We start from the raw sequence: 19109 nt of genomic DNA on the forward strand, positions 1-19109 counted from the left end.
CATCAGACCCCGTCCCGACCGTAACACACTATGAATTACAGGCTGTCGATGATTGCGTTCAGAGTTGCACTGGGACGCATTTCCTTGTTGGCTTTTTCCAACACGGGACGGAAATAACCGCCAATGTCGGCAGGACGACCCTGAGCAGCCAGCATCTCCTGGTTGATCTTTTCCTCGTTGGCAGTGAGTTTTTCAGCTACCGGAGCGAAACGCGCTTTCAGTTCGGCATCCTTGCTCTGAGCGGCAAGAGTCTGGGCCCAGTACATGGCGAGATAGAAGCTGCTGCCGCGGTTGTCAATCTCATTGACTTTGCGGGAAGGCGCCTTGGCGTTCTCCAGGTATTTGGACACCGCCTCATCGAGGGTTTCGGCCAAAACAGCGGCTTTGGCATTCTTGAAATTGTCAGCAACCATCTCCAGAGACGGCACCAGCGCACAGTACTCGCCCAGGGAATCCCAGCGCAGGTGTCCTTCACGGAGGAACTGTTCGACATGCTTGGGCGCGGAACCACCGGCACCCGTTTCGAAAAGACCACCACCAGCCATCAGCGGCACAATGGAAAGCATGCGAGCGCTGGTGCCGAGCTCCAGAATCGGGAACAGGTCGGTCAGGTAGTCACGCAGAACGTTGCCTGTCACCGTGATGGTGTCGAGTCCTTTACGGGCGCGCTCACAGGTCAGCTTCATGGCATCAACCGGCTTCATGATGCGGATGTCAAGACCGGCTGTATTGTGATCCTTGAGGTAGGTGTTGACCTTTTTGATCAACTGGGAGTCGTGGCCGCGACTTTCATCAAGCCAGAAAATCGCCGGTGCACCGGAAGCTTTAGCCCGGCTGACAGCGAGTTTGACCCAGTCCTGAATCGGCGCATCCTTGACCTGACACGCGCGGAAAATATCGCCGGTCTCGACTTTTTGCTCAAGCAGAACGGCTCCCGAGGCGTCGACGACGCGCATCGTCCCCTTGCCGGGAGCGGTAAAAGTTTTGTCATGGCTGCCGTATTCTTCGGCTTTTTGCGCCATCAGACCGACGTTGGAGGTAGCGCCCATGGTGGAGGGATCAAACTGGCCGTTCTTCTGGCAGTCCTCAATCATAGCCTGGTACATGGTGGCGTAACAGCGGTCAGGAATCATGGCGATGGTGTCCTGCAGCTCGTCGGCCTTATTCCACATCTTGCCGCCGTCGCGGACGACAACAGGCATGGAGGCGTCGACGATAACGTCGTTAGGTACGTGCAGGTTGGTGATCCCTTTGCGGGAGTCAACCATGGCCAGGGCCGGGCCGGACTCATAGCACTTGGCGATATCCGCCTCAATGGCAGCCTTTTTGTCGGCAGGCAGACGGCTGAGCTTGGACAGAACATCGCCGAGGCCGTTATTAACATTGGCGCCGATCGCTTTGAGGTCGGCAGCGTATTTCCCCAGGGCGTCCTTGAAGTAAACCGTGACGGCATGGCCGAACATGATCGGGTCGGAAATCTTCATCATGGTCGCCTTGAGATGCAGCGACAGCAGGACGTCCTTCTCCTTGGCTTCCTTCATGCACTCGGCATAGAAGGCGCGCAGTTTGGCGACATCCATGTGGGTTGAGTCGAGAATCTCACCAGCCTGAAGGGAGAGTTTGTCTTTAAGAACAGTGACGCTGCCATCGGCGGCAACGAACTCGATCTTGGCCGTAGTGGCGGCGGGAATGGTGGTCGAGGTCTCGTTTTCATAGAAGTCACCGCTGTCCATAAAGGCAACGCGGGTCTTGGAAACATCAGGCCAGGGTTTCATCATGCGATGGGGGTTTTGCTGGGCAAACTTCTTGACCGAGGCGGCGGCGCGACGGTCGGAGTTCCCTTCGCGCAACACCGGGTTAACGGCGGAACCAAGCACCTTGGCGTAGCGACCCTGAATCTCTTTCTCAGCATCATTTTTCGGCTCTTCCGGATAGTCAGGAACGTCGTAGCCTTTCTCCTGCAACTCCTTGATGGCCGACTGCAGCTGAACGATGGAAGCCGAGATATTAGGCAGCTTGATAATATTGGCTTCGGGGGTCTTGGCCAACTCGCCGAGTTCGTTCAAATAGTCGGCAACCTTCTGTTCGGGCTTGAGGTTGTCCGGGAAGTTGGCGAGAATGCGCCCGGAGAGGGAGATGTCGCGGGTCTCGACAGAAACGCCGGCCCCCTTGGTGAAGGCCTGCACGATCGGCAACAGAGCGTAAGTAGCCAATGCGGGTGCTTCGTCAATCTCAGTCCAGATGATTTTTGCTTCTTTCGTGGTCATGTTCTCTCCTTAGTTTTTATGCCAACATCGCCAGAGGATCACCAATATCGGCAGAATCAATCCGATCTCAAATTATCCATCAGGACACTCGACCGGCACCTGCACACAAACCCCTGGCACAACAAACAGTTAACGAGTTGGACTGGATAAAACCTCCAGTCAATCGTGTATACAGTATGCAAAAGACCGGGGAGTGTCAAGAAAAAACATGTCGTTTATTGGGGCCCTTAAGGCCCCACAAAGCCCATTTTTACAACAGAAAATCACTCAACTAAGCCCCTGTCTTTCAGCATGATGTCTACCGGGAATATATCAGATCGTCTGGCTTTTTCCCTCGCCTCATCCATTTGCTCGGCACTGAGATCCCTGGGAATGCTCAAAACCTGCCCAGGATAGATTTGGCGAGGATCCTTGATCTGGTCCCGGTTGGCTTTGTAAAGAAGAGGCCATAAAAGACTGTCGGCATAAACCTCCCCTTTCGCCGCTATAGACCAGAGGTTTTCGCCTCCCACAACGGTATAGTGTGGCGCCAGCGTCGGTGCCATTACTGTGGAATCCTTGCCGGAGACATCTCCCGCAGTGGGAGAATCCGACACCTTGGCCGCTGGTGGCTTAGAGGGTTTTTTTTTCGCGGGAGTGTTTACTGGCTGGGAACTCTTGTCGACGGACTGAGCGGCTTCCAGCTCGCGGAGACGGGCCGCCTCGTCGAGAGATCGGGATATCGCCCTGCGGGCATGGGCATGGGCCAAAGGAAGAATATGGCGAGCTTGCCGGTAGTCACCGTCATGAATGTATTTCTCCGCATCGGACAAGGCGGTACTGGCCGAGCGGTATTCAAGGGGTGCAAGCTGCGGCGCCCCCACAGCATACGCCTGAGCAACGGATTCTCTGGCCACCTGAAGCTCCTGCCGGGGGAGTGAAGCACACCCCCCCAACAGAAACAGAAGCGTAAACACCAAAAACTTGTACATTTATTAAAAAACCTTCCTCACCCGAGAAATCAGAAGAGGATCACGCCGTCGCGAACAAACAGAGTACTGGGCGGTAGACTATTTAGGGCGTGTTGCCAGGCGGATCGAGAGCTCCCGAAGCTGTTTTTCGTCTACCAGATTAGGCGCCTCAGACATCAGACAGGTTGCTTTCTGCGTCTTCGGGAAAGCGATTACGTCCCGGATCGAATCGGATCCGGTCAGAATCATGACAAGACGGTCCAGCCCGAAGGCGATTCCTCCGTGGGGAGGTGCGCCGAATTCGAGAGCGTCGAGCAGAAAGCCGAACTTCTCCCGGGCCTCTTCAAGCCCGATTCCCATGAGATCGAACATCTTGCTCTGGATGGCCTGATCATGGATACGGATACTGCCACCACCGATCTCCGACCCATTGAGCACCAGGTCGTAGGCCTTGGCTCTGACCTTGCCGGGATCCCCATCGAGCATGGGCATATCTTCGTCCATTGGCGCCGTGAAGGGATGGTGCACAGCAACATGTCTCCGTGCCTCACCGTCCCACTCGAGGAGAGGGAAATCCGTGATCCATACGAACTTGAAATCGTTCTTGCTGGTCAGGCCAAGCTTGTGACCCAGGTGTCCACGCAGCCGGCCCAGCGCCTCGTTAGAGACCCGGTAGCTGTCGGCGACGAACAGCAGAAGGTCGCCAACCTGGGCATCCAGAACGCGATTGAGCGCGGCAAGTTCCTGCTCTGTAAAAAACTTGGCAATAGGAGACTGCCACCCTTCCTCAGTAACCTTGACGTAGGCGAGACCTTTGGCTCCATAGATTTTGGCAAACTCCGTGAGATCGTCAATCTCCTTGCGGGAGAAGGAGGCACACCCTTTGACGTTAAGTGCTTTGACGATCCCCCCCCCTTTGACCACTTCGGCAAAGACTTTAAAACCGGAATCCTTGACCAGGTTGGAAATCTCCACCAACTCCAGATCAAAGCGCAGATCAGGATTATCCACCCCGTAGCGCGCCAAGGCTTCTGCATAGGTCATGCGAGGCATGGGCAGGACCACTTCCACACCAATAGCCGCGCGGAAAACTTCGGCAATCATCCCTTCCATGATGGCAATCACGTCATCGCGATTGACAAAACTCATCTCGCAGTCGATCTGGGTGAACTCCGGTTGACGATCAGCCCTCAAGTCTTCATCACGGAAACATTTGACAATCTGGCAATAGCGATCATAGCCGGAGACCATGAGGAGCTGTTTAAACAGCTGGGGAGACTGGGGCAACGCATAGAAAGTGCCTGGATTGACACGGCTGGGGACCAGATAATCGCGAGCGCCCTCGGGGGTGCTTTTGGTCAGCACCGGGGTTTCTATTTCGAGAAAGCCCTGATTGTCGAGATAGGTGCGGACCGTACGGGCGACGCGATGCCGCAGCATGAGATTGCTCTGAATCCCTGGGCGCCGCAGATCCAGATAGCGGTGCTTGAGGCGGATATTCTCGGCTACATCGGCATATTCGTCGATCATGAAGGGGGGGGTTTTGGCCGTGTTGAGAACGCGCAGTTCACGAACCTCCACCTCAACTTCCCCGGTGAACATCTTAGGGTTGACCGTTCCTTCTGGCCGTGGGGAAACGACCCCGCGCACAGCAACGACATATTCATTGCGAACCCGGTCGGCTTTAACATGTGCTTCGGGATCTCGATCGGGGTCGAGAGCCAACTGAACGATTCCTTCCCGATCCCGGAGATCAATAAAAATAAGACCCCCATGGTCGCGGCGCCTCTGCACCCATCCCATGAGACAAACGTCCTTGCCGATATCTGCAGCGGTAACACGTCCGCAATAATGGCTTCTTTTCCAGTCACCAAGAATGTCGTTCACGCCCTGTCCTCCAAAATGGTTAAATCGACCACCGAACCGTGGCCAAATCAAGCAAAAAGCGATTATACAGAGCCTTTTTGCGTGCCGTCAAGACAAGATTCCTGGCGCGCGCGGAGCACTCTTTCACGCAGCTCTTCCTCAAGGCGGTCTAAGGCCACCTCTTCCTGGCTAGCGTTATCCATATCCTTGAGCTGGGCCACTTTCCGGGCCAACTCATCTTCCCCGACAATCACCACGAAACGGGCACCGAGTTTGCCCGCTCGCCGCATCTGCGCCTTGAGGCTCTTGCCGGAAAAATCCATCTGCGCATGTACGCCATGACGCTGAAGCGCGGACATAAGAACAAACGCCTTTTGGCTGGCTTCTTCCCCCATGGCCGCCAGAAAGACATCCGCTCGCGAGGCACGCTCCCGATCTTCACCCTTCATCAGGACCAGTCGCTCCAGCCCCATGGCGAAGCCAATACCGGGCAGAGAGGGTCCTCCCAGGTCAGCGATAAGACCGTCATAACGTCCACCGGCAGCCACTGCATTCTGGGAACCGAGGCGGGTGGTAACCATTTCAAAAGTGGTCTTGGTATAGTAGTCGAGCCCGCGCACCATGCGAGGGTTGATCGTGAAGGGGGTGTTCAGCAAACGCAGGTAACCCTGAACCTGGGAAAAATGATCGTCACAGCCTGAACACAGGTGATCCAAAACCGACGGCGCCTGGGCGGTAGCCTCTTTACAGCCGGCGGCCTTACAATCCAAAACGCGCAACGGGTTGGTCTGATAACGCCGTCGGCAATCCTCGCAGAGCGCCTCAAGGCGCTGCTGCAGGAAGGCCACCAGCGTCTGACGGAACCCGGGACGACACTCCGCACACCCTAAGGAGTTCACCTGCAATTCGACATCGCCGATGCCGACCTCGTCAAAATAATGGATCAGCATGGCCAGCACCTGAGCGTCAACGCGGGGATCCTCCACGCCAATCACCTCGGCGCCAATCTGATGAAACTGACGATAGCGGCCTTTCTGGGGGCGTTCGTAACGGAACATGGGTCCCAGGTAATAGAGTCTGGCTACCGGATCCTGCGCATACATTTTGTGCTCGATGTAGGAGCGCATGACCGGTGCGGTCCCTTCCGGTCGCAAGGTCAGAGAGTTTCCACTTTTATCGTCGAAGGTGTACATTTCTTTTTCAACGATATCAGTGGTCTCACCGATGGAGCGGCAGAACAGCTCCGTTTTCTCGACCACCGGAACCCGAATTTCAGCAAAGCCGTAGGCGCCGAAAACTTTTCGGGCACTGCTTTCCAGAAATTGCCAGGTTTCGACCTCACCCGGCAGAATATCGTTCATTCCCTTAATGCCTGCAATACTCACGGATCTATTCCTTTTTTAAGCTGTATTTTCTGCACACAGAACCGGACCGCCACAAGGCCAGCTGCGCCATCAAGGCGCAGACCCCCTTCAGGAAGAACAATCGACGGAGATTCCCTGTCATGGAGTAGGAGTGTAAAACGCAGACGGACGGTGCGGAGACACAAGTCGGCAGAAACAGACGGCGGGAATCCGTTGCTCAGGGCCTGATTTCCCAGGCCCCACGAATCACGTTACGTGTTTTTTTCCCTTCGTACATCGCCCGGTCTGCCAGATCAACGATACTGTTGCGATCATCGGCATCGTCGGGAAAAATGGCACTCCCCACCGTGGCGGTCAGGCGACAGTTAATTCCCATCTCCTTGAGAAAAACATTCTCTTCTATGAGCTTGCGAATTCTCTCCGATACCAGGGCCGCCCCCTTGGCATCTGTCTCAATAAGAAGGGCGGTAAACTCATCTCCGCCGTAGCGAAACAGCGAATCGACCTCGCGAACGGCTTTGTGTAGAAGACTACCGACTTCCTTCAGCGCCGCACTGCCGGCCAAATGCCCGTGGGTGTCATTGACTTCTTTGAAGTGGTCGATATCGATAAACACCAGAGCAAACTTAAAACCAAAGCGCTCTGCCCGTCGTATCTCCTGCTCAAGCACGATCTGCAGATAACGATAATTGAAAAGTCCGGTAAGATCGTCGATATAAATAAGTTGTTGAACATCCTGATAACGTAATGAGTTTTCAAAGGCCAGCGCCGCCTGGTCCGACAGGAAGGCCAGATTCTCTTTGGGCAGCGGATGAGTAAGTTCCCCAGCCACCGGGTTGAAGACGACAATGGCGCCCTTCAACTCCCGGGAAAGAAAAAGAGGAAAAAGGCAGACTTCCTGGACATTGTCGGGCCACTCATCCTGTTTTCCCAGTTCAGAGCCTTTCAAAATGCGCACCGTTGTCAGGTCCGACAGATGAGCCCGTATGGATGTGGCCAATGAAAGGGCAGGAGACGAATCGACTCCCTCCAACCCAGCAAGACGTAAACGGTCTCCATCACACAGAAGCATGGCAAAGCCGCGGCCATTGCCAACCTCCTTCAGCAGGGTATTTACCGCTTGGGGTAAAAGCTTGTCTATCTCCAGGTAGGACGCGAGGTTCTGGCCCTTCTGATAGAGGCGTATCTGGCTTTTCAGAAGGGTGTTTTCATCCAGAAGGCGGACCTGATCCAGGCAGGAACGAACGACATGCCGCAGCTCTTCAGGATTGAAAGGCTTGATGAGATAGTCCCGGGCGCCGCCTTTAAGGGCCTTGATAGCGGTCTCCAAGGTGGCATGCCCGGTGACCAGAATGACTTCAGGTGGGTTTTCCATGTTGCGAACCAGGTGCAAAACCTCCAGCCCGCTGATATCCGGCATGACCATGTCGGTCAAAAGAATATCGACCCCTCCACTGGCGACCCGCTCAAGGGCCGCATTACCGGATGCGTAAGATTCGACGTCGTAACCTTCCTCGCTCAGAAGCTCGGAATACATCCGGCGAAAAAAAAGCTCGTCGTCAACAACCAGTATTGTGGGTTTTTTCATTCAAAAAGGTCCCCCTTGAGTACAGCCCGAAGCTAACAAAACCAGGGATTTCTGTCAACGGAAAAGCCTTGAGCGCCACTGATACACGCGCCATCCATCCCCTTCGCTGACAAACCGTAATGAACCGTTCCAATCCGTACGGTAAAACGAAACTTGCCGTGCCACAAGCTCATTCACCACCGAGGAATGGGGAAAACCATAATGATTTCCCAGTCCAACAGAGGCAAAAGCGGCCTTGACCCCCAGGGAATCCACCAGAACTTCAGTCGATGAATGTCGACTGCCATGGTGAGGCAATTTCAAAAGGCTGATGGCCCCAAAAGGGAAATGGTCCAGCAATCCATTCACGCCAGCGGATTCCAAATCACCAGTGAGCAGCAGGCTGTCTTGGCCAAAAGATGCGAATAGCACCACTGACCGTTCATTGATGTCGCCAACCTGGGGCGGCACATACAGACCCAATGTGGCTGAATGATCCAGATCTTCATGCGTCCACCCTTCAGGAAGCGTTTCCGGTGAGACCTCTGCCATGCGGAGAGAATCCAGAATCACCCTTGGCAAATCTTCCTTGGCGAGAGCTGAACGGAAGGTGCGCACGGGGAATCGGGCCAGGACCGCGCCCAGCCCCAGATAATGATCCGGGTGGGCGTGGGTCATGATGACGGAATCAAGTTCTGTTACGCCAAGATGAGCCAAGGCGGGCAACAGCAGGCGTTCACCCACATCAAATGTTTCACTGTAGAGCCCGCCTCCGTCGACCAGGTGGTGCTTGCCATCAGGCGTCGTCAGGAGCAGGGCGTCCCCCTGCCCTACGGAAAACACCGTCAAAGAGATCGCCGGTGATTCAGCCTGGGGAAGAAAGGTTAATAACAAGGCCACACAGGTCAGACCTGCACTAATCCAGTAAAATCTCCGCCAGAGCAAAAATACGACGACCAACAGAACAGATAGCGAGACAATGGCTATCGGCGACAGAAAAATACTCATACTGTCGAGTACGGAAAAGGAAAGCAAAGACTGAACCACCATCAAGACGGCCGAAACGATGTCTCCGCAGGCGGCAAAGGTCAGATTCGCCAGTAAAGGGGAAATTGGTCCCAAAAGAGACCCCGCCAGCGCCAGGGGAACGGCGGCAAAACCGACTGCCGGAACCGCGACCAGGTTGGACAGAAGACCCGCCGGGGAAAACATGTGGAAATGCAGGGCAACTAGAGGTGCGGTCGCCAGCGTGGCGGCCAGAGTAGTCAGAAAAAGGAGGGTACCCCATCGCAAAACCAGAGGCCAACGGTTGAGCTTCAAGGCCGTTCCCACATGCGGCACAACCACCATGATTCCCAGGACACCGGCAAAGGAAAGCTGAAAAGAAACCTCAAATAAAGACAAGGGACTGGCCAGCAAAAAAACAAAGGCGACTGTAGCCAGCAGATGAAGAGGGTGGCTGCGTCTTGAACTCAGACAGAACAGGGCCACGGCAACAGCCATGAGAAAAGCTCGCAACGTCGGGATGGCGCCACCGGTGAGAAGGAGATACCCGCCCAACAGGGGCAGAATAAGCGCCGGAAGAAGCCGGCGCGGCGGCGCCATCAGCAAAAAAGTCTCTGACCGACAATAAAAAAAACGGCCGATTCCATAGAAAAAGGAAGCGATTATACCCAGGTGCAATCCTGATATGGCGAAGAGATGTGACACACCGCCACGGGCCAGAAGGTCACGCTGTACAGGGAGGAGTGAGCTTTTTTCACCAACGGCAAGAGCCTTGACAAAGGGAGACAAATCCTCGGACACAGCCCCGTCGATGTGCCGAACCACCCTGTCCCGCTGCTGGGAAAAAAAACGTGCCAAGGAGAACCCTGCAGATTGCCGGACCAGCACCAGATCCTCAAAGCGGTCCAGAGCAGCCGTCACATAAATGCCCTGACGGGCGAGGTGACGGGGAAAATCGAATTCCCCGGGAGTCCCGAAAGAATGAGGCCTTTTCAGGCGGCCATAGAAGCGTACGATATCGCCAACACGGACAGACGATTCACCTGTCTCAATGAACACACGGACCTTGCCGCGGCAGACGACCCCAATCCGGCGACTGTCGATTTGAGAAGCATCCATGTCGAGGGCAGTGCGGCCCAGCGAGCGGTTTTCTATTGAGGCTACCCTGCCCTGCACCGAAACAGCCTCGCCGCCGGCAAAAGAACGGATATCTCCAGAATGCAAAGGGGGTGAGAGGTGGTGATAAAGAGAGAAGCCGAAACAGACGAGAGCGGCCGGCAGCAGAAAAAAAGCCCCGGCAAAACGGCGCGCCACCAGCCAGGCAGCTGCTAGAACGGCAGCAAGGGCAACAACGATAAGAGAAGGCTCCGCAAAGGAAGCCAACATTATCCCCGCTGACAGAAAGAACAGACAGCTAAAGGCATTGAAGCGTCCGGCTTTCATAGCGTGGCCGCCGGCAGTAAAAAGGAGATGGTATCCACAGCGTCAGGGGGCTTTCGTGACAGGAGGCGATAGTCAGCCATACGCAAGATCGGAGAATTAAGTGTCACCCCTGGGTGCGAATGAGTTCTTCGGCCTTTGCCACATCCTCCTTACAGCCGATAAAGACCGGCGCCCGGTCGTCTATTTGGCGCGGCTGCAGATCCAGAATCCGCTGATGTCCGGTGGAGGCGGCTCCTCCCGCCTGTTCAATGAGGTATGACATGGGATTGAGTTCGTATAGAAGGCGAAGCTTGCCGTCGGGACTCCCCTTGAGATGGGGGTACATGAACACCCCTTTCCCCTTCATAAGAATCTGATTGATATCGGGGACAAAACCACCGCTGTAGCGCAGCTTGGCCCCATTTTCCTCCATGTAGCGGACAAAGTTTTCCGTACCGGGGGAGTAGAGATTGCGCTGACCGCCGGGAGAATAGATACTGCCCTTAGGCTGCATCTGGATATTTTCCCGCACCAGAGTGTATTCCATCAACTGGTTCATGCCGAATTCATGCACGCCACGACCCGTGCTGTAGACGAGAGTCGTGCGGGGTCCGTACAGGATATACAGCGCCGCCACCTGATTTCTGCCCGGCTGCAGCAATTCGCCCCCTTCGTAGATGGAGACAATCGTCCCCACGGCCAGGTTCACATCGACGAGAGAAGACCCGTCCAGGGGGTCATAGGCCACAGAATAACGCCCCTCGAAGTCCGTCGAGATGGGAATAATGTCGCTGGTCTCCTCTGAGACAATATTGGCTACAACTCCGGAATGAAGCAGGCGTTTGCGCAGGATGCGGTCAGAAAGCACATCCAGTTCCAGCTGATCTTCGCCATAAAGATTGGAGGTTCCCGCTACGCCGAGATCACCGGTCCTGATGGAGTTGACGATATACTTGGAAGCATCGGCGATCTCGCAAATAAGCCGCGTCAGATTGCGATCCTCTTCCTGCTCGCGCAAATACCGTCGGAGATCCATCTGAAATTTGGTCTGTCCAGCCTGGCCCATCCACACACCTCCCATGCCATGAAATAAAAACATCTGTAAATTCGGTCATTCATATTAGTCCAAACCCACCCTTCCAGCAAGCCCGCCACGGAAAAAAGCGCGGATATCTTGACTCGGGATATAAAACTGATATTTTTCACCCACAATATCTTGATTTTACAGAGGGAGGAAACCCATGGCAGACGAAAAGACCTCGAACAGCCAGGTTAACAAGACTGAAAAAATCTGGGATGCTACCAAAAAGGGGCTCCATACCGCCGCTTTTAAAGCGACCCAGATGAAGCGTGTAGTTCAAAAGCGCATTGATCTGGCGGCCATTCACAAAAAGATTGGCAGCGCTCACACGGACCTGGGCAAACAGATCGATGACTGCCGAGAAGCAGGAGAGGCGGATATCCTGAGAAATGCCGAAGTCGAAGTCATCTTTGCCCGGCTCGACCAATTGAAGCAGGATGCAGCGGCGCTGGAGGAAGAAATCGAAACCATCAAGGCAGAGGAACCGACCGAACCGGCGCCACAAAAAAACGACACACCTCCTCAAGCTTGAGCGTTACCCACTTGAACAAGAAAAAGCCCCCGCAGCCACATCGGGGGCTTTTTCTTGTTCAAAACGATTTCAGCTTTTAGCGCACATGTTTACGGGGGCGAGGCACGCTGTGCAAATGCTCGTCCTTATATTCACGATCCCTTTTTTTGAGGGCCTCTCTCTCCTCTTCCTCCATGCTATCGAGTTCAGGGGAGTGTCTCTCCATGATTTCGAGCTCAGCATCCAGTCGTTCCAGGTTTTTGTCGAGACCAGGTTCCTTTTTTTCGTTTTCCACCGGGGTGTTTCGCTCGGCCATGATGCCTCCTTGCCACTTCTGGGACCTCTGCCCCATCAGGCCCTCTGCCCGAACGGAGCAGCCAGCGCCACTAAAGAATCTTGCGGCTGTTGCCATGCATTTCTATTGTAGCGCTCAAGATCAGGATAGCAACAGGGCTGTCGGGAGGATCCTTTTATTCAGGTCTTTTTCCAGCTTTAAGGACTTCGATCATTTCATCATGAATATGGCCATTACTGGCCAGACATTCAACCCCGTAAATATCGAACAGATCTCCGTCAAAATCACTGACTCTGCCACCGGCCTCGCAGACAATCAGCTGCCCGGCAGCGACGTCCCAAGGTTTGAGTTTCATCTCCCAATAGCCGTCCAGGCAACCGGCACCGACGTAGGCCAGGTCCAGGCTGGCGCTTCCCGGTCGGCGACAGGCCTGCGCCGCCTGCTGGAAATGAATGAAATGGTCATAATTATTGGCCGCGCTCTTTTTGCGGTCATAGGGAAATCCCGTCGCCAGTAAAGAATTGTCAAGCCGGCCTGTTTTGGAGACGCCTATCTGCACGTCATTGAGAAAAGCCCCTTTTCCCTTTTCTGCACAAAAGAGTTGGCGACTGAAGGGGTTGTAGACGACCCCCAGCGTCACTTCCCTTTCAACCTCCAGAGCAATGGAAACGGCAAACCAGGGGAATCCGTGGGCGTAATTGGTGGTACCATCCAGCGGATCGACAATCCAGCGGTAGCGGCTGCCACTGTCGACGTACTGCCCTTCTTCGGCCAGAATGTCATGCCGAGGAAAAGTTCCCCTCAGGATGGTTACAATCACCTCCTCTGAAGCCCGGTCCACTTCCGTGACGAGATCAACATCCCCCTTGTGTTCAACAGTCAGTGAGGTACCAAATCGCTGCATAAGCACCTTGCCCGCGGAAAGGGCAGCCTCAATGGCGATTTCTTTCATAAAGTCACTCCTTCAGGGCGACATCCATCCTCTGCGTGAATAAAGAGAATGAACCCCGCAACGGCAAGTTTAGCGGTCGGTAGACAGATTCCCCTTCTCACAATACAGTCGCGTCGCCCCCACCACGGCGAGAGGAATACAGAGCAACTGCATAAGCGGAATAGCCAGAAGACAAAGCACCCCAACGGCGAAGCCAAGATGCAGGGAAATCTGTCCGAAAACATAGCGGCGCTGCTGGGCAAAGGATAGCCTTTTTCGGCTGAGAACATAGCCGAGATACTCAACGGTGAGAAAAAAGAGGGTAAAGAGTATGGCGGCCACCGAATAGAGTAGCTGGCCAAGAACCGGGATCAGGTTAAGCAGCAGCAGAGCCAGCATGCCGATAACGAAAAAGCTCATCTTCTTCCCTTCCACAATGATAGCGCGCCAGGCATCGCCGCCAAAGGTTCTCCAGGAGAAGGGCTCGGCCGTGCCGACGCCGGTCACAATCTCTTCCGTGCGCTCGGAAAGAAGATCGTTAAAGGGCGAAGCAAGCAGATTCCCCACTACGGTAAAGCTGAAAAAAACGAGCAGAGCCGTCACAATCGAGGCGATCAGCCAGGCGAAAAAAGTCAGAAAGGCCCAATACCAAGCTTCACCGCTAGGAACATAACGGGCGACAATGTCCCCGAAGAAATCCAGCCCCAAAAATACGGCGCCCGAAAACACGACCAGGTTGATCAAAAAAGGGATCAACACATATTTAAGTAATTTCGGGTTTCTATAGACGAAACGAAGACTTTGGAAGGGATAAAAAAAACCGCTGGCAAAACGGGACATGGGATTGTCTTTCAAAATATCCATCATCATTTTCTCCTTCACATCCGCCGTTAGGGCTCAAACTGGAGATCACCGAAAGTGCCATCATGGAGGATTTCGGCACCGCCATGATGACCCTCATCGATCTCAAGGTTCGGGGAGTCCAGCTGGCCATCGATGATTTCGGCACCGGCTACTCTTCTCTAAGCTACCTGAAGCAGTTCCCGGTGGACAAATTGAAAATTGACCGTTCCTTTATCGGGGATGTACTGCACGATGAAAATGCTTCCGCCATCACTCTGGCCATCATGGCCCTGGGACGCGCCATGAATATGACGATCGTCGCCGAGGGAATCGAAAATGAAGCCCAGGTGGAGTTTCTCACCCAGAACAACTGTGCTATCGGCCAGGGCTTCTTTTATGCCCGCCCCATGCCCGCATCGGCCTGCGAAGAGTTTTTTCGAAAAACGCAAGCTCGCGATTGGGCCGTTATCCCTCTGGCGAAAGCACGCCAAGCCACCGGGTAGCGTCAGTTCCCGCAAAAAAGGCCAGGGTTTTAGCCCTGGCCCTATTTCGCCCTATCCTTTCAGCGCCTGAATCTTTCGCAGGCTTTCCTGCAAAATCCCCAGCTTTTCCTCGGCTTCTCTCTGCTTGCCTCGGTCCTTCTCCAGCACCTCGGGAGGAGCATTGGCGACAAACTTCTCGTTAGAGAGTTTTTTGGCGAAGAACTCCACATCCTTCTGTACCTTGGCAATCTCCTTACCAAGACGCTTTTCTTCCTCGTCGATATTGACCAGACCCGCCAGGGGCAGCAGAATCTCGACGTCACCGGCCACCTGGGTGGCGGCCTGATTGGGACGCTCGACGCCTACACCGTAGCTCAACTCACCGACACGAGCCAAGGCACGGATGTACCCTTCACCGGCTGTCATCACGGTGACCGCCTCTTCTCCCTTGCAGTCAAGCACAGCGGCAATCTGTTTGGAGGGGGGAACATCCATCTCGCCGCGAATGTTGCGGATGGCCTTGACGACATCCATGATCCATTCCATACGGCGGGCTCCGTCCAGGTTGACGGGCAAATCTTCTCCCGTGGGATAGTCGGCCAGCATGATGGAATCGACGGGGCGGCGGCCAGGCAGCGCCTGCCAGATCTCCTCGGTAATAAAAGGCATGAAGGGGTGAAGCAGACGCAGCAATCGCTCGAGTACGGTGAAAAGTACCACCTTGGCGCGGGCCTTGGACGCTCCGTCGTCACCATAGAGATCGTCCTTGCTGAGCTCGATATACCAGTCGCAGAACTCGTGCCAGGTGAAGGCATAGAGAATGGAGGCGCCTTCGTTGAAACGATACTCAGCGAGGGCCCGGCCTGTGTTCTGGGCCGCCTCGTTCAGACGGGTCAGAATCCACTGATCAGCCAGAGACAGGTCAAGCTGGGCCAGATCGATGGATGACGGATCAAAGTCATCAAAATTCATCAGCGCAAAGCGGCTGGCATTCCATAGCTTGTTGGCGAAGTTGCGGTAGCCGGCAATGCGCTCGGTGGAAAGCTTGACGTCACGCCCCTGGGCGGCAAAGGCAGCCAGCGTAAAGCGGAAGGCGTCGGTGCCGTATTCCTCGATAACGGTGAGCGGGTCGATAACATTTCCCTTGCTCTTGCTCATCTTCTGTCCCTGAGCGTCGCGCACCAGGGCGTGGATGTAGACATCCTTGAAGGGGACCTGCCCCATGAACTTGATCCCCATCATCATCATGCGCGCCACCCAGAAAAAGAGGATGTCGAAGCCGGTAATAAGGCAGGAGGTGGGATAGAACTTCCGCAGGGTCTCGGTATTTTCCGGCCAGCCCATGGTGGAGAAAGGCCACAGAGCTGACGAGAACCAGGTATCGAGTACGTCTGTCTCCTGGCGGATGTTGCTGCTGCCGCAATGGGCGCAGCTCTGGGCGTCTTCCATAGCGACAGTGATCTGGTCGCAGTCGTCGCAGAACCAGGCGGGGATACGGTGTCCCCACCAGATCTGGCGACTGATGCACCAGTCCTGGATATTGTTCATCCACTCGAAATAGGTCTTCTCCCACTGCGACGGCACGATGCGTGTCTGACCGGTCTCGACGGCCTTGATCGCCTCCTCGGCCAGGGGCCCGACCTTGACGTACCACTGTTTGCTCATGTAGGGCTCAATGACAGTGCGGCAGCGGTAGCATTCGCCGACAGCATTGGCGTAATCGTCGATGCGTTCGAGCAACCCCTGATTTTCCAGGTCGGCCACTACGTTGGCGCGGGCCTCGTAGCGTTCCTGCCCGGTATAAGAACCACCGTTTTCGTTCACCACACCCGAGGGGTCGAAAATATTGATGAATTCAAGGTCATGACGCTTGCCAAGCTCGAAGTCATTGAAATCATGGGCCGGGGTGATCTTGACAGCACCGGAGCCGAATTCCTTGTCGACGTAGTCGTCGGCGACAATGGGGATTTCCCGGTTCATCAGTGGCAGCAGCACCTTCTTGCCGATCAGGTCCTGGTAACGACCATCTTCGGGGTTGACGGCCACGGCGGTGTCGCCGAGCATGGTCTCGGGCCGGGTGGTGGCCACGATGAGATAGCGGTCAGTGCCAATCACCGGATAACGTAGATGCCAGAGATGGCCTTTCTTGTCCTCGTGTTCGACCTCCAGGTCAGAGAGCGCTGTGTGACAACGCGGACACCAGTTGATGAGCCGATTGTCGCGATAGATAAGACCCTCGGCATGGAGGCGTACAAAGACGGTGCGCACCGCCGTGGAGAGACCCTCGTCCATGGTGAAGCGCTCGCGCTCCCAGTCACAGGAGGCGCCTAGGCGCTTGAGCTGATTAATGATCTGCCCACCGGACTGCTCGCGCCACTGCCAGACTCGCTCAACAAATTCTTCGCGGCCGAGGGCATGACGGTCACGTCCTTCAGAAGCAAGCTGTTTCTCCACCACATTCTGGGTGGCGATGCCTGCGTGGTCGGTGCCGGGCATCCACAGCACTTCGTGACCTGTCATGCGCTTCCACCGCACCAGAATATCCTGCAGGGTATTGTTGAGAGCATGCCCCATATGCAGAACGCCGGTGACATTGGGGGGCGGGATGACAATGGAATAATGGGGCTTGGAGGATTTTTCGTTGGCGTGGAAGTAACCTTTGTCCTCCCAAACCCTGTACCACTTATCTTCAACCTCTTTCGGCTCATACCCTTTGGGGAGCGATGCTTCCATGAACTGATCCTTCCATCTCTATATGCTCAGGGCCAGACCAAGCGCCCTGGTGTTGGCAATCGTTTCAAAAAGGAAATGGGGATTCTAGCAATCCCCATTTCTTCCGTCAATATGTCACGCTGTCTGCCGCTTAAAGGATGATAGCTACAGGGCAGCCCCTTCCTTTATCTTGCGGATTTCTTCCTTGATCAGACTTTCCGCCAGGTCTGGAACGACCTCCCAGGCAATTTTTTCGAGAATGGTCCCCGCAAGACGTTCGACCACTTCAGCGGCAACCCGCTCGACAATGCGAGACACTTCCGCTTCGGAGACAGCCGGCGCTTCTGCTGGGGCAGGGGTATAAGCAACAGGGACTTCCTGCGCGGGCTCCTCGAACAACGCCTCGGCAACAGTCGAAGCAGTTTCTTCGAAAACAATCGGTTCCTCATCAGCCGAAAAGGGTGTACCGAAACGGTCTTCCGGGCTTTCCTCCTCAACAGCAATTTCAGAGGAGTCCTCATCGACAGACGCTGCGGAAGGCTCCGAAAGAAGATCCTCGTCCTCCCATCCTGCCAGATCCGCCTCCTCCAGGATATCCTCGTCGGACAAGGCCAGAATGTCCTCGATTTCCCCTTCCTCTTCCACGGACGCAGGCTCGGAAGCGGGCGTCTCGTAAGTCCCCCAGACATCCTCTTCCGCCTCGCTACTCATAAGGTCCAGGTCGGCGGTAGGCGGCTCAGGAGGGGCCTCAGGAGGGGCCTCAGGAATTCCCGGGCGGTCTGCTGTTCCCTCAAGCCCGTCCGTTTCATCACCCCACAGATCTTCGCTGGCTTCAGCGCTCATCAGATCCTCTTGGGCAGCCACCGAAGTCGAATATTCCTCGTCTTGCCAATCCTCCTCGCCTTCGACTTCGAATCCGAAATTCTCCAGGGTGGCCTCTTCTACCGGATGATCTGCCAGACTATCAGCGGCGTCTTCCTCTTCGCCAAAGGCCTCGGTCTCTTCATCCCACAGGTTTTCATCGGCCTTAATAGTCGCTGCTTCCTGCCCCAATTCCTCTTCGTCGAAAGAAACATCCGACCAGAGATCCTCATCGGACCCAGCACCGCCGTCCCCAGATTTCGCCACAGGGGATTCGAGGGGTTGGACAGGTGCGGCGACGGCAGGCTCAAGTTCCTCCCACATGTCCGCTTCAATTTTTTCACTCGGGACAGGCGCACTTGAAGGATCCAACAACGGTGCTTCGGCTTCTGCCATTTCGGAGATCTCGGCAGAGATATCTTCGGCGGCGGCCAGCAGCTCTTCGACTTTCCTGATGAGGGCCTGTGATTCAAAAGGCTTGGCAATCCAGCCATCCGCTCCACAGGCGCTGGCTTTATTTTCGTCAAAGGGTTCGAAGGTTCCGCTTAAAAGCAGAACGGGCACACCTTTAAGCCCCCCTTCCTGCTTGATAGCCGCGCAAAGCTCATAGCCGTTTTTCCCGGGCATGAACACATCGGCAAGTACCAAATCGGGACGGCTGGTGCGGGCTTTTTCCAGAGCGGCGTCACCGTTGTCAACAACGACCAGGTCGTAATCTTCGCTGGCAAAGGTAATGCTTATGACTTTCTGGATGGTAATACTGTCGTCGGCCAACAACAGTTTTTTGCTCATTCAAGCCTCCTTGGCACCCTTCGATAAAGGGGGCCGGCAAAATTCCGCGTAAAAAGCCGTATGGCATGGAATCAAAACAGCGTCAAGCCCTGGAGGGCGCATAACGACCAACTGGCCCGGGCCCATCCCGCCAAAACGGGGCTGAACCGCCGCCAACAGA

General features: G+C 55.1%; 14 protein-coding genes. 2 read left to right on the plus strand and 12 right to left on the minus strand.

Annotated elements, in window-relative coordinates:
• Positions 1-35 precede the first annotated feature (35 nt).
• From AOP6_RS10365 to AOP6_RS10395, 7 genes are all read right to left on the minus strand, one after another.
• Complete coding sequence (locus tag AOP6_RS10365; protein ID WP_155876661.1) at positions 36-2267, minus strand: NADP-dependent isocitrate dehydrogenase; 2232 nt, start codon at positions 2265-2267, stop codon at positions 36-38.
• Positions 2268-2530: 263 nt separating this feature from the next.
• Positions 2531-3163: a DUF4398 domain-containing protein gene (locus AOP6_RS10370; RefSeq protein ID WP_213194557.1), complete on the minus strand. Its 633-nt coding sequence runs from the start codon at positions 3161-3163 to the stop codon at positions 2531-2533.
• Positions 3164-3316: 153 nt separating this feature from the next.
• Positions 3317-5104, minus strand: coding sequence for an aspartate--tRNA ligase (gene aspS / locus AOP6_RS10375; protein WP_155876663.1), 1788 nt, complete (start codon positions 5102-5104; stop codon positions 3317-3319).
• Positions 5105-5166: 62 nt separating this feature from the next.
• A complete protein-coding gene (gene hisS, locus AOP6_RS10380) occupies positions 5167-6444 on the minus strand; it encodes a histidine--tRNA ligase (RefSeq protein ID WP_213194848.1) in 1278 nt (425 codons plus the stop codon).
• 220 nt (positions 6445-6664) lie between these two features.
• A complete protein-coding gene (locus tag AOP6_RS10385; RefSeq protein WP_155876665.1) occupies positions 6665-8035 on the minus strand; it encodes a diguanylate cyclase in 1371 nt (456 codons plus the stop codon).
• A 54-nt stretch (positions 8036-8089) separates the two neighbouring features.
• Entirely contained in the window at positions 8090-10462 is a 2373-nt protein-coding gene (locus AOP6_RS10390; protein ID WP_155876666.1) for a DNA internalization-related competence protein ComEC/Rec2, read from the minus strand.
• Positions 10463-10565: 103 nt separating this feature from the next.
• A complete protein-coding gene (locus AOP6_RS10395) occupies positions 10566-11513 on the minus strand; it encodes a class 1 fructose-bisphosphatase (protein WP_213194849.1) in 948 nt (315 codons plus the stop codon).
• Between the two features lie 169 nt (positions 11514-11682).
• On the opposite strand from AOP6_RS10395, the gene AOP6_RS10400 reads away from it, so the two are divergent.
• On the plus strand, positions 11683-12054 hold the full coding sequence (locus tag AOP6_RS10400) for a hypothetical protein (protein ID WP_155876668.1): 372 nt from the start codon (positions 11683-11685) through the stop codon (positions 12052-12054).
• Positions 12055-12130: 76 nt separating this feature from the next.
• Here AOP6_RS10400 and AOP6_RS10405 read toward each other — a convergent pair whose 3' ends face one another.
• The 3 genes from AOP6_RS10405 to cysZ form a co-directional block, all read right to left on the minus strand.
• A complete protein-coding gene (locus AOP6_RS10405; protein ID WP_155876669.1) occupies positions 12131-12349 on the minus strand; it encodes a hypothetical protein in 219 nt (72 codons plus the stop codon).
• A gap of 154 nt (positions 12350-12503) precedes the next feature.
• Positions 12504-13280, minus strand: coding sequence for an inositol monophosphatase family protein (locus AOP6_RS10410; RefSeq protein ID WP_155876670.1), 777 nt, complete (start codon positions 13278-13280; stop codon positions 12504-12506).
• Between the two features lie 69 nt (positions 13281-13349).
• Positions 13350-14123 carry a sulfate transporter CysZ gene (cysZ, locus tag AOP6_RS10415; protein ID WP_225897277.1) on the minus strand — a complete coding sequence of 258 codons (774 nt, stop codon included), beginning with the start codon at positions 14121-14123 and terminating at the stop codon, positions 13350-13352.
• On the opposite strand from cysZ, the gene AOP6_RS10420 reads away from it, so the two are divergent.
• Positions 14030-14605, plus strand: coding sequence for an EAL domain-containing protein (locus AOP6_RS10420; protein ID WP_155876672.1), 576 nt, complete (start codon positions 14030-14032; stop codon positions 14603-14605). The two genes, cysZ and AOP6_RS10420, sit on opposite strands and share 94 nt — an antisense overlap.
• Positions 14606-14656: 51 nt before the next feature.
• On the opposite strand, the gene AOP6_RS10425 is transcribed toward AOP6_RS10420, so the two are convergent.
• Together AOP6_RS10425 and AOP6_RS10430 are read right to left on the minus strand one after the other, a co-directional pair.
• Positions 14657-17317: a valine--tRNA ligase gene (locus AOP6_RS10425; protein ID WP_155876673.1), complete on the minus strand. Its 2661-nt coding sequence runs from the start codon at positions 17315-17317 to the stop codon at positions 14657-14659.
• Between the two features lie 144 nt (positions 17318-17461).
• Complete coding sequence (locus tag AOP6_RS10430; protein ID WP_213194559.1) at positions 17462-18949, minus strand: response regulator; 1488 nt, start codon at positions 18947-18949, stop codon at positions 17462-17464.
• Between the last annotated feature and the right edge of the window lie 160 nt (positions 18950-19109).

Source organism: Desulfuromonas sp. AOP6, from assembly GCF_009731355.2.
Lineage (GTDB): Bacteria > Desulfobacterota > Desulfuromonadia > Desulfuromonadales > SZUA-540 > SZUA-540.

Bases quoted from the DNA above. Each gene is read 5' to 3' on its own strand.
- AOP6_RS10390 (WP_155876666.1), bottom strand. From the start codon at position 10,462: ATGAAAGCCGGACGCTTCAATGCCTTTAGCTGTCTGTTCTTTCTGTCA.
- AOP6_RS10430 (WP_213194559.1), bottom strand. From the start codon at position 18,949: ATGAGCAAAAAACTGTTGTTGGCCGACGACAGTATTACCATCCAGAAA.
- AOP6_RS10410 (WP_155876670.1), bottom strand. From the start codon at position 13,280: ATGAAAGAAATCGCCATTGAGGCTGCCCTTTCCGCGGGCAAGGTGCTT.
- hisS (WP_213194848.1), bottom strand. From the start codon at position 6,444: ATGAACGATATTCTGCCGGGTGAGGTCGAAACCTGGCAATTTCTGGAA.
- AOP6_RS10400 (WP_155876668.1), top strand. From the start codon at position 11,683: ATGGCAGACGAAAAGACCTCGAACAGCCAGGTTAACAAGACTGAAAAA.
- AOP6_RS10365 (WP_155876661.1), bottom strand. From the start codon at position 2,267: ATGACCACGAAAGAAGCAAAAATCATCTGGACTGAGATTGACGAAGCA.
- AOP6_RS10405 (WP_155876669.1), bottom strand. From the start codon at position 12,349: ATGGCCGAGCGAAACACCCCGGTGGAAAACGAAAAAAAGGAACCTGGT.
- AOP6_RS10385 (WP_155876665.1), bottom strand. From the start codon at position 8,035: ATGAAAAAACCCACAATACTGGTTGTTGACGACGAGCTTTTTTTTCGC.
- AOP6_RS10425 (WP_155876673.1), bottom strand. From the start codon at position 17,317: ATGGAAGCATCGCTCCCCAAAGGGTATGAGCCGAAAGAGGTTGAAGAT.
- cysZ (WP_225897277.1), bottom strand. From the start codon at position 14,123: ATGGATATTTTGAAAGACAATCCCATGTCCCGTTTTGCCAGCGGTTTT.